The organism is Pedobacter sp. GQ55 (assembly GCF_059758925.1).
On the sequence record NZ_JCAXEI010000002.1, the window covers coordinates 813387 to 826192 of the forward strand.

The following is a 12806-nucleotide window of genomic DNA, read 5'->3' on the forward strand; positions in this document are numbered from 1 at the left end:
CAATCTGACATACTGACACTTATAGGAAATATAAAAATCGAATAGACCTAACCTCAGTTTAAGCACCTATTTCTCTTTTAAAAAAGAGATAAAACCTCCTATTTAGCGTTAAAACTTAAAAAAAGCCTTAATATTCAGACAACATAACTGTTTACAGAAAGTGATTAATTTAACGTTAAATTAATCACTTATTAAATTTCGATAGTAAATCAGTAAAAAATTCCCAGAACAAACGTTTGCGCAATTTTTACGTTACAATTGAACAGTTCCTAACTGTTTTTAGCTCTACCTTCACTCTTAATACTTTAAATCAGTTTGTGTTCTCACAAGCGTAAATCTGATTGGGAAAAACTAAACAAAACTAAAATGATAATGAAATTTCATAGGGCTCTCCTTATTGACTTTTTTCATTTCTACCCGTGCAAAAATCTTGTTGCGCCTTGTTTTTTAACAAGAACATACCTAACATCTGTCCTCTTTCTTTTAAAACTAAAACAATAAACATATAAACCAATAAATATGAAATCTAAATTTCTACTATTTTCATTATTAATAACATTTCTCCTCTCTATAGAGGGTTATGCCCAAACCGGGATTAAAGTAAGCGGAAAAGTTTCGGATGCCAAAGGAGAAGGCATCCCGGGAGTTAGTGTCAAAGTAAAAGGTGGCAAAGTAGGTGCCCTTACCGATGGTTCCGGTAATTATGCCCTTACCGCACCAGATGCACAAAGCATTCTGCAATTCTCGTTTATCGGTTTCGATTCTCAGGAATTTGCTGTTGGATCTAAAACACAAATAAATGTTACGCTAAAAGAATCCCAAAATGACCTGGAACAGGTTGTTGTAGTGGGTTACGGTACATCAAAAAAGAAAGACCTAACCGGTGCAATTAGCTCTATTTCAAAAGAGAGTTTAAACTTAGGGGGTGTTACTTCAAACGTTGCACAAGCCATTCAGGGTCGTGCTTCGGGTGTACAGGTAAGCCAGGCAAGTTCCGCTCCGGGCGGTTCTACCCTTATCCGTATCAGGGGTGGTAACTCCATTAAATCTACAAACGAACCGCTATATGTAGTAGATGGTTTCATTACGGATAATGGTAAAGATATTGCACCAAGTGATATTGAAGACATTCAAATCCTTAAAGATGCCTCTGCAACCGCTATTTATGGTTCAAGGGGAGCAAACGGTGTAGTAATGATTACCACAAAAAGAGGTAAGGCTGGCAAATCTGTAGTAGAATTAGAAAGCTACTATGGAACTCAAAGAATTAAAGAAAAGCCAGAATTGATGAATGCTACCGATTACAAGGCTATTACTAATGCCAAAGCAATAGAACAGGGCAATCCACCTGAGTATACTGCTGCTGATCTTGCAAGCAATACCAATACTGATTGGTTTAGCCTTGCTACAAGAAATGCAAGTGTGCAAAGCCATAACTTAAGCATAACCGGTGGTAATGAAGACACAAGGATTTCCATTTCAGGAAATTACTTCGGACAAGTGGGAGCCTTAAAGAAAACAGATTTCAACCGTTACTCAGGTCGTTTCAATATCGATCACAAAGTTGGCAAGAGATTTACTACCGGAGCTAATATTTATGCAGCCAGATCATTCTCAGAGTTCAAAACTTACGATGGGAATATAGTACCTTCTAACGTTTTATACGGTGTCCTTTTTTCTTCCCCGGCTATTGCTCCATATAATGCTGATGGAACTTATGCACGTAGAAACGGAAGAGATAATCCGTTGGCATGGTTACTTGAACCAACAAACGATCGTTACAACAATAAAATGACAGCCAACATTTTTGGTGAACTTCAAATCATTGATGGCCTTAACTTGCGTGTAAATGCAGGCACAGAGTTTTCAGCTACCAAAGAAGGAACTTATTTGCCTACTACACTTGTTTCGGGTGAAAAAGTAAAAGGACAAGCCTCAGTTAACGAACTAAATGCAACCCGTAACCTGATCGAAACTTATCTTAATTATAAGAAGGTATTTAATGGCATCCATTCGTTTGCTGCCCTTGCTGGTTTTTCATATCAATTTGACCAAAACGAAAGACACTACACGCAGGTACAAAATTTCACTACCGATAAATATCTTTATAACAATCTTTCTGCCGGCTCCGAAAGAATTGGCGCAATCACTAACAAAGAAGAAGAGATCAGATACTCTTATTTTGGTCGCTTAAACTACGCACTAAAAGACAAGTACCTTGCTACTTTCACTTTACGTCAGGATGCATCTTCAAAATTCCCTACAAAAAACAGAGTGGGTTATTTCCCTTCCGGATCATTGGCATGGAGAGTTAGCGACGAAGAATTTATGAAAAATAATACCGTATTCTCTAACTTAAAAGTTAGAGCAGGTTACGGTGTAACTGGTAACGACAGGATTGCAAACTATATTTACATGAGTACATATGGGCCTACCGGAGTATCACTTAGCGAAGAAAGTGACCTATATGGTGGTTTAGTAGCTACACGTTTACCAAATCCAGATTTAAAATGGGAAAGTAATTACCAGTTTGATGCTGGTATAGACATGGGCTTTTTAAATGACCGTATCAATGTTACCGCAGATTACTATCACAAAACAACAACAGATCTTTTATTGGATATTCCAGTTCCGCAGGAGTTTGGATTTACAGTTCAAACAGTAAATGCCGGCGAGTTACAGAATCAAGGTGTGGAACTCTCAATAAACACCAGAAATGTTGAGACTGATAACATGACCTGGAATACTACTTTAAACATTGCTTATAACAAACAAAAAGCTACAGACTTATTTGGCAGACCTTATATCATTTCACAAACATCTAATCCAGATGGGAGCGTTCCTGCAGCTGATTTCACAAAATTGGTAGTAGGAAGAGAATTGAGTGAACTGTATGGCTATGTTTATGATGGTGTTATTAAAACCGGTGAAGTTTATGCTCCACAGCCACTTTCTAAACCAGGTGATCCTAAATATAAAGATCTAAATGGCGACGGAGCCATTACTGCCGATGACCGTCAGATCTTAGGTAATGCATACCCTCACTATGTATTGGGTTTCAACAACAGTTTCACTTACAAAGGATTTGAATTAGGTGTATTCTTCCAGGGAGCTTTTGGTGCCGATCTTTACAACATGAATCGATTGTTATTGGAAACCTACACAGGTACAGATGCGTTACAGCGCTGGACTCCTCAAAACAACAATACTGATATTCCAAGAAACGGATACTTTACTTCAAAATATGGTGGTTATATCAACTCCAGATTTGTTGAAGATGCTTCGTATGTTAAGTTAAAAAACCTAACTATCGGTTATAACATCCCTACTTCAAAAATCGGGTTCTTAAAAGGGGTTAGTAAAGCTAAAATCTATTTCACAGCTCAGGACATATTTACGATCACCAATTACTCTGGTCCTGACCCAGAAGTAAGCACTAACGACGCTGGTAACTCAAACTTAAGAGCTGGTCTAGATTTCAATGCCTACCCTGCTTACCGATCATTTACTCTTGGTCTTAAATTAAATTTCTAACCTATTACAATTGTCAATTATGAAACGTACTATAATTTTATTATCAGCTTGTTTAATAGGTCTTGCTTCATGTAAAAACACTGCAGAGCCTAACGTATATAGCATACTTACAGAAGTTAATGCTTTTCAAACAAAAGCAGATGCAGTAGCTGCTGTAAACGGAGTTTACGCCAGGCTGAAACAGCCAAGTGGAATTAGTGACTCATACCAATACTACGCTGGCTTCCAAATGGCCATTACAGACTTTACAACAGATATTGGTCACTCTTTTCAATCTGGAGATATTTCACAACTTTCAGATGCACAATGGTCTACTAACAACAAGTATCTGAACTTTGCTTACCAGCATCAATACAAACTGATTGCTGACGCAAATAACGCCTTAGTTAATATCCCTAAGATCAAAACACTAACTGAGGCAGAAACAAATCAATATTTTTCAGAGATTAAGTTTCTAAGGGCCCTGGCTTATATTGATTTAACTGATGAATTTGGCCCTGTTATTCTTATAACAGAGGAAGAAATGAAAAATCCTGACTATTCTGCTAAAACAACACCGGCAAGTCTGGAAGCCATCAACACACTCTTAATAAACGACTTAGAAAGCGCAGCGGCAAACCTGCCTGTAAATTACGAAGGAAAAGCAATTTACCCTACTAATGATGTGGGTCGTGTTACTAAAGGTGCGGCCCTTTCTTTACTTACCAAACTGTACATGCGCGAGCATCAGTGGCAAAAAGCTTTAGAAACCATTCAAAAGATAGAAGACTTACACCAGTACGAGTTATATCCAACCTATGCAGGGCTTTTTGCAGAAAGCAACAAATGGTGTAAAGAATCTATTTTTAGTGCACTAGCTGATGCCCTGAATGATGGAACAGAGTTAATGAACCACTTTGGTCCTTTAAACAATCCGCTTGTAACAGATCGCTGGCAGTACTATGCTGTAAGCTGGAGTTTCTGGAACTCGTATGCACCAAATGATGAGCGTCGTGAAATGTTCTTTTATAGCTATAAAGGCACTGACGGCTTACAGTATATGCAAGCACCTGCCGGCCAAACTACCCCGCCAGAAGGCAAATACTACTTACCAGATGTTGCTACTAAAAAATATGCAGATCCGGCTGGCTCTAAAACCTATTATGATGGTCACGGTATTCCAATTCTGCGTTACGCAGATATTGTACTTTGCAAAGCAGAAGCATTAAACGAAGTAAACGGGCCTACACAGGCAAGTATTGACTTGATTAACTCTGTAAAAGCACGTTCAAAAGCAACCCTACTTGGCGCCCCGGGCACTTATACTAAAGATAGCCTTCGCGACAAGATCTTACAGGAGCGCGGTTGGGAATTCTTCTTTGAGTGCAAACGCAGAGCAGATTTAATCCGTATGGGCAAATATCAGGAAGTAGTTAATTCTTATCTGAAATCAGTTGGCAAACCAGCTTCTATAGATATTGCCAAACACAAATATTTCCCTTATCCTCAAACTCAGGTCGATTTAAATCCGAACCTGAACAATGCAGGAAGACTTTAATAATTAATAAATTTAATCGGGATACAGCAACCTACGCGGTATTGTATCCCGTTTTTTGTTTCTATACATTTTCATATTACCTTGTACTACAGCTAAAAAACTATTCATATGCAATTCATAAAGAGACTGATTCCCCTATTCTTTTTATTTCTGTTAAGTGCCTGTTCTAACCAGTGCGAGCAACAAATTATAGAGATAAAACTCAGCGCTCCAGATAGGAATAGCTTAAAGGTACATGCCGATGTAGAACTCAAAACCTCTTTAAATGTTTCCATCGAATATTGGCCAAAGGGAAAAGAAAAGCAAATAACAAGAACTCCTGTTTCGGTCAACAAAAAGCATCATCGCATCGTGATGACCAACTTAAATCCCAAACAAGAATATCAATATCGTGTAATTACACAGGCCAGTAAATGCGAAGCCAAAAGCAAAACCTACGACTTTAAAACAACGGACTTCCCAATGTGGATACAGGACTTCTTTAAAGTTTACGCCCCTGATCCTAAAGTAATCCCTACCTCTTTCAAAGAAGGCTATATGCTCATTTACAGAAGAGAAATACCCGGCATCATTTTCATCATAGATGCCAAAGGCACAATAAAATGGTACCATCAGGTAGATGGAACAGGCTTTAAAACCACTCATTTTACCCGAAACAAAACCCTGCTTTCTATTCTTGGTAATGATGAGTACCCAACCAGTTATGGCAATGAAATACTGGAGGTATCTTTAAATGGCGATACCCTGCTTCATCTCAAAAAAGGTGAAAAGGATTTTAAGCAAACCATACATCACGAAATTATATTAAACAAGCAAAATCAGGTAGTTACCTTGTGTGTAGAACAAAAGATAATGGACCTTAGTAAATATGGTGGCAGTAAACAAGATACCGTTAAGAGCGATGGTATTTTAGTACTGGACAGGAATGGCAAGAAAGTATGGAGCTGGAAAGTATTTGACGAGCTTGATCCTTTAAAGGACAAAAATTTAATGAGAGATAGGAAAGACTGGATGCATGCAAACAGCTTAAACTTCGATAAGGATGGCAATTACATCATCTCCTTTTATAACAATGGACAAATCTGGAAAATAGACGCCAAAACCGGTAAAGTGATCTGGAAATTCGGTAAAGATGGCGACTTTAAAATGCCTGAAGGAAGCACCTTTGACCAGGGTCATTCCGTTCACATGAACAATCAGGGTAACCTGATGCTGTTCGATAATGGCACCAGTAAAAAACTATCCCGAACACTGATATTTAAGTTAAACGAAGGCAATAAGACAGCTCAACTGGTTACCGAAACAAAACTTCCACAGGAAATCTATAACGATCGCATGGGAAGCTCTTACCTGATAGCTGATACTACAATTTTACAATGTACCTCAAAAAGACATACTGTAGTACTTACCAACTTTAAAGGAACTTTCCTTTGGATGCTCAAAAGTAGTATTATGCCTTATCGTGTAGAGTTTATACCTAAAGAAAAGTTAGCACCCTATATAGAATAACACGGTATAATTAACCGTGTTTCTTTTTCATTGTCATTTTAGCTTTCTGCCCTATTCCGTAGTTGTAATCTTTCGTGTTGCTTTCTTTTTTATCATGAAAAGCACCACCACCTTTGGGAGCTTCAACGGTTTCTTTTACTGTTTTAATTTTAGTAGAGGCTTTAGCAACTTTATCAATCACCAAATCTTCAGGCAAATCCATAACCGGAATTTTAGCTCCTAACGACTGCTCAATCTTCCTTAAATCTACCAGTTCCATATCAGTAGCAAAAGTAATGGCCACAATCTCTTCCGGTCCCGATTTTACAACCCTACTTAAAAACAATTCCTTTTGTTCAGGAACCTCAAAGTGGAATAAAAATGGAATGCCCGATAAGTCTACATTTGCAGATCCCTCATTTGCTATAACTAAAACCCTTGCCTCAGGGGTTTCTTTAAAATCTTCTATATGATCAAAACCCTCTTCATCAAAAAACAACGGATTCAATACAGAAACCTCACCTGGTTTGGCCGAGTGTAAAGTTTTACCCAGTTTCTGTGCCGTTAATCTCGAATTCACAAAAACTACAACCTTATCAAACACCTCATCATCACGCAACAACAGGTTCAGTAAGTTCACCTTGGTTTTAAAATTAGGCACCTGATATAGCAAAAGCTCATGCGTTATTGCCTTACTCTCTCCTAGATCTTCAACCTCCAAAGTAGTAGGAAAATTCATAAACTGATCAATCATCAGGTTTAATTTATCGTGAACTACTGTAGTAAAAATCAAATGCTGAACTTTACCCGCACTTCTTGCCAATTCACAAACCGGCAATTGCATGCCTTGCTTTACAATCACTTCAGCATCATCAACTATCAGCATCTGTAACCTGTTTAAGTTAAGGCCAAGTTTTAAATATACCGCACGTGCTCTGGTAGGGGTGGCAACAACAATGTCAATACCATCAAGCAGTTCCTGAATCACCTCATCCATGCCCCCTGTACCGTACAAACCAATAATACGCAGATTACGGTTTTTGCTTAAAAGCCTGAACTCTTCAATTACTGCAAGCACACGTTCCTGATCCGGAACCAGAATCAATACCTTAGGAGCCTCATCAGTACTGTATTTTAAACGCATTAAAACGCCAAGCACGTAGGTTGTGGTTTTGCCACAGCCTTCAGGTCCAACAGCAATAATATCTTGTCCGCCAATTATCCTGGACATCGTTTTTGCCTGAATTTCTTTAGCAGATATATATCCGGCATCATTCATTGCTGTTACCAGCGACTTGCTTAGTTTTAATTTATCTAACGACACAGTTTCCTAATATTAAATTATAATGGCGCAAATTTACGGAAATAAAACAACATCGCTATTCATAGAAAACAGAAAGCTAATACATAGTTAACAATTAGTTTAATCCATAATCTTTAAGTTATAAGCAACGCATCTCCTGCATATCAAAATCACAAAACCATAATCCCATTTTCATATTGATTTTACAGCACTGATCTAGCTTTGCGCTGTAAAAATCAAACTCAAACATGAAAAGAAAACTACTTTTATTTAGTGTTATATGCCTCTTCTTCGCTCAGGCAGCCATAGCACAAAATTTAATTAAGGGGGTCGTAAAAGACACCAGGGGCGTAGGCATACCAGGCGTTAGTGTAAGTGTAGCAAATACAAAAAAAGCAACAGTTACAGATTTCGAAGGGAAATACAGCATTCCGGCAGCTGCCGATGCTACACTTATTTTTACTTACCTCGGCTATATTTCTCAAAACGCGGATGTAGCAGGTAAAACTCAGCTCGATATTACCTTACAGGAAGATTCTAAAACACTTGGCGAGGTAGTAGTAACTGCAATTGGTATTAAGCAACAAAAGAAAAAAATTGGTTATGCCACGCAGGAGGTAAAATTAGATGTATTGTCAGAATCAAAAACAATGAACATCGGTAATGCCCTATCCGGACAAGTTGCCGGTTTAACGGTAAATAACCCTACGGGGATGTTCCAGGCACCAGGCTTTTCTTTAAGAGGTAAAAACCCACTTATTGTAATTAATGGCGTCCCTGTCGAAACAGACTTTTTTGATGTTTCTGGTGATAACATTGCCAATATAAACGTATTAAAAGGTACCACTGCATCAGCTTTGTACGGTTCCAGAGGTAAAAATGGTGCGATCTTAATCACTACTAAAAATGCTGAAAAAGACGGGCTTGAAATCAACATCAACACCAACAATATGGTTACTGCTGGTTTCACTGTATTCCCGAAAACACAAACCGAATACGGAAACGGCTCTAACGGTAAATACGAATTCTGGGATGGTGAAGATGGCGGTATCTCTGATGGTGATATGATTTGGGGGCCTAAATTTCAACCAGGGGTTAAAATAGCACAATGGAACAGCCCTATCAGAAACAAGCAAACCGGAGAAACCATACAATGGTACGGAAATGTTAAAGGAACTATTTATGACGATAAATCTAAATACGAAAGAGTACCTACCGATTGGGTTAGACACGACAACCTAAACGATTTTCTTAGACCCGGTATAGTAACCAATAACGATTTCTCGGTAGCCTATAAAGGTGCCAAAGCACAATTTTATGCCTCAGGTAAATATTCATATCAAAGAGGTCAGGTGCCAAATACCTCACTTACAACAGGTGGTATGAACTTTAACTCTTCATTTAACCTTACCAGTAATCTTCAATTAGACGCTACCCTATCTTACAACACAGTTAGCTCTCCAAACTACCCACGTTACGGATACGGACCTAAAAACCATATGTACACCATTTTGATATGGATGGGCGACGACGTAAACGGCAAAGACCTTAGAGACCATATGTATGTTCCAGGCATGGAAGGTTACAGACAGGCAAACTATAACTACGCCTGGTACAACAACCCATATTTTGCTTCAGAAGAACTTACACAAGCAACAGATAGAAATGTATTAAATGCACAGGCAAAACTTAGATGGCAGGTAACGCCTGAGTTGAGTTTGCAGGCAAGAGCTTCGGGCCGTGAAAACAAATCGTTCGATAACATGAAAAGCCCTAAATCGTACATGAACTACGGCGATTCAAGAAATGGCGATTACAAAATGTGGAACAATTCACAAATGAATGTCGATCTGGATTTCCTTGCCTCATATAATAAAGAGATCTCTAAAGATCTAAACTTCACTTTAAATGCGGGTGCATCCACTTTCAATAGAGACATACAACAAGAATACGCATCAAGTGATGGTTTAATTGTACCTTTTGTTTATAGCTTAAACAATACCCAGGGCCCCGTACAAGCAACAAACTACCTCGAAAAGAAATCTATCCGAAGTGTATACGGATCAGCAAATTTCGATTTGTTTAATGCGGTTTACTTAAACGTAACCGGCAGAAATGACTGGTCATCAACCCTTGCAAAAGAAAACAGATCATACTTCTACCCATCTGCATCTTTAAGTACTATGGTTTCGGATTATATTAAAATGCCTAAAGCCTTAGATTATCTTAAACTTTATACCTCATGGGCCAAAGTATCAAACGATCTTGCTCCGTATAGCGTCAGCTCTACTTACACAAAAGACGTAACCTACGGATCAACACCATCAGTTACTTACCCTAACGGGATCATCAACCCTAATATCAATCCAGAAAAATCTACATCTTACGAAGTTGGTCTATCAACCTCACTGGTAAAAAAAATAGGCTTAGAATTTACTTACTATAATGTGATTGATGAAAACCAGATTATAGATTTAAGTACATCAGAGGCATCCGGCTTTAAAACACGTAAGGTAAACGGCAACAAATACAAAACTCAGGGTTTGGAAATAATGGCTAATTATAGCGCTGTAAAAAGCCAGAACTTTAGCTGGGATATTGCCGCAAACTGGAGTACTTCTGTAAAGAAATTAACGGAAATCTATAACAACCAGGCTAAGTTTGGCGATCTGAAATTAAACGAAAGAGCAGATAGCTTCTACGGAACAGTATGGCAAAAAAGCGCCACAGGCGAGGTAATTCTTGATCCAAATACTGGTTTGCCTACCAGAGATAACTTCAACGTAAACCTTGGCCATAGCGATCCGAGCTGGCGTCTGGGCTTACAAAACAAGTTCATGATAAAAGGTTTTGATGTAAACATCGATATCGATGGAGCATGGGGCGGAGTTATGCGCTCTGTAACCATCGAAAAAATGTGGTGGGGTGGTAAACATCCAAGCTCTGTTGAATTCAGAGATGCAGAATACGCAGCCGGAAAAGCAATCTACATCCCCGAAGGTGTAGTAATTACTGGTGGAGAGCTTAAAAGAGACGTAAACGGAAATGTACTTTCTGATACACGTACTTATAAGAAAAACACAACTGCGGTAAACTGGCAAACCTGGAGTCAGATCTATCCATACCAGGCTCGAGTTACTGAAGAAGAGAACAAGAAATTTGCTAACGTTTTTGATCGCTCATTCTTCAAGTTAAGAAGAATATCTGTAGGCTACGACCTTGCAAAGGTTATAAAAATGGGCAGCTTAAAATCAGTTCACGTATCGGCCTACAGCTACAACCCTTTAATGTGGAAGAAAATGCCATTACTAGATCCTGATTACGGTAATGACGATAACCTGCAAGATCCATCTGCAAGATTTATCGGTTTCTCATTAAGCGTAAAACTTTAACAGCAAACATCTTTAAAACAACAGAACAATGAAAAAATTAATATATAGTTTAATAGCTGGGGCAATCCTTCTCTCATCCTGCAAGGACCAGGATTTGATGAACATAGATCCTAACAAACCTACCCAAACCCACCCGCAGCTTTTGCTTACCAAAATTGAATGGGATACCTTCCGTGCCTACAGCGGTACCTCGCCTTTGTACGCAACCCGTATGCTTGTGCAAACAGACGGCGAAAGTGAAGGCCAGTATTTTAAATGGGGAAGAGGTGATTTTGCACCCTACTCCTCTCTTAGAAATGTGACCAAGATGATAGAAGAAGCCGGTCGTATTAACGACAACTCTTACATCGCCTTAGCCAAATTTTTTAGAGCTTACTACTTTTACAACCTGACCCTTACTTTCGGTGATATCCCTTACAATCAAGCCCTGAAAGGAGAAGATCAGGCAGGTTATATGCCACCTGTTTACGACAGCCAGAAAACCGTGTTTCAAGGTATCCTTAAGGAACTTGATGAGGCAAACAACATGCTTAAAGGCTTAAACGTGATCATTGCCGGCGATATCATTTACAAAGGCGATGCGGCTAAATGGCGCAGACTAGTTAACTCTTTCAGATTAAAGGTGTTAATGACCTTATCGAAAAAAGAAAGCGACAACGACCTGAAAGTTAAGGAAACCTTTGCTCAGATTGTACAAAGCGAGCCTATTTTAGGCAATACTGAAGCCGATGGCGATGGCCAACTGATCTTTTTAGATCAGGAAGGAAACCGCTATCCAGAGTTCAACTCAAGCGGATTCGGATCTGGTATGTTCATGGCATCTACTTTTATAGAGCACTTGCAGAACAGAAAAGACCCGCGCTTATTCTTGTATTGTACGCAAACAAAAATTGGTAAAGAGGCGGGTAAACCAATTAATGATTTTACTTCATACGAAGGCGGAGATCCTGCAGCGCCATATGCAGAAACCAGTATAAAAGCCGCAGCAGGCAAGGTATCTAAAGTGAACGACCGCTTTCCAAGCAATCCTACAAATGAGCCATTAGTACTAATGGGCTACTCGGAACAGGAATTTATTATTGCCGAAGGAATTGTAAGAAACTGGATTTCGGGCGATGCCAACCAACATTATAAAAATGGCGTAAAGGCATCCTTTAAATTCTACCAAACCTATGTTAAAGGCTACGAAGCTTACTTAACAGAAGAAAAAGCAAATGAATACTTAGCATTGCCGGTAAACAACTTTGCATTGAGCACCACAACTGCCCAGAAAATGGAGCAGATAATTACTCAAAAGTATTTAAGAACGTTTTTCCAATCGGGATGGAGTGCATTTTACGACAACCTTAGAACAGGATATCCTGAATTCCGTCGCCCTGCTGGTGTTACCGTTCCTTACCGTTGGATTTATCCTCAATCGGAATACGACAACAACAGAGACAATGTTTCAAAAGCAATTGAAACCCAGTTTGGTGCCGGAAACGATAAGATTAACCAACAAGTTTGGTGGGTAAAATAAGCTCATATTCTTTATAATTTATTCAAAGGATTG

At 38.8% G+C, this 12806-nt stretch carries 6 protein-coding genes; 5 read left to right on the plus strand and 1 reads right to left on the minus strand.

Annotated elements, in window-relative coordinates; all coding sequences use genetic code 11:
* Nucleotides 1-519: 519 nt before the first annotated feature.
* The 3 genes from AC6CH7_RS08255 to AC6CH7_RS08265 all read left to right on the plus strand — a co-directional run bounded on the left by AC6CH7_RS08255 (nucleotide 520) and on the right by AC6CH7_RS08265 (nucleotide 6580).
* A complete protein-coding gene (locus AC6CH7_RS08255) occupies nucleotides 520-3534 on the plus strand; it encodes a SusC/RagA family TonB-linked outer membrane protein (RefSeq protein ID WP_498262223.1) in 3015 nt (1004 codons plus the stop codon).
* A gap of 19 nt (nucleotides 3535-3553) precedes the next feature.
* On the plus strand, nucleotides 3554-5071 hold the full coding sequence (locus tag AC6CH7_RS08260; RefSeq protein WP_498262224.1) for a RagB/SusD family nutrient uptake outer membrane protein: 1518 nt from the start codon (nucleotides 3554-3556) through the stop codon (nucleotides 5069-5071).
* A gap of 108 nt (nucleotides 5072-5179) precedes the next feature.
* Nucleotides 5180-6580 carry an aryl-sulfate sulfotransferase gene (locus AC6CH7_RS08265; protein ID WP_498262225.1) on the plus strand — a complete coding sequence of 467 codons (1401 nt, stop codon included), beginning with the start codon at nucleotides 5180-5182 and terminating at the stop codon, nucleotides 6578-6580.
* Nucleotides 6581-6590: 10 nt separating this feature from the next.
* On the opposite strand, the gene AC6CH7_RS08270 is transcribed toward AC6CH7_RS08265, so the two are convergent.
* Entirely contained in the window at nucleotides 6591-7883 is a 1293-nt protein-coding gene (locus AC6CH7_RS08270; protein ID WP_498262226.1) for a DEAD/DEAH box helicase, read from the minus strand.
* Nucleotides 7884-8110: 227 nt separating this feature from the next.
* Here AC6CH7_RS08270 and AC6CH7_RS08275 point away from each other — a divergent pair, with 227 nt between their 5' ends.
* Both AC6CH7_RS08275 and AC6CH7_RS08280 read left to right on the plus strand, forming a co-directional pair.
* Nucleotides 8111-11254 (plus strand): SusC/RagA family TonB-linked outer membrane protein, encoded by a 3144-nt coding sequence (locus AC6CH7_RS08275; RefSeq protein WP_498262227.1) that lies wholly within the window; start codon nucleotides 8111-8113, stop codon nucleotides 11252-11254.
* A gap of 28 nt (nucleotides 11255-11282) precedes the next feature.
* On the plus strand, nucleotides 11283-12773 hold the full coding sequence (locus tag AC6CH7_RS08280; RefSeq protein ID WP_498262228.1) for a SusD/RagB family nutrient-binding outer membrane lipoprotein: 1491 nt from the start codon (nucleotides 11283-11285) through the stop codon (nucleotides 12771-12773).
* The last annotated feature ends 33 nt before the right edge of the window (nucleotides 12774-12806 follow it).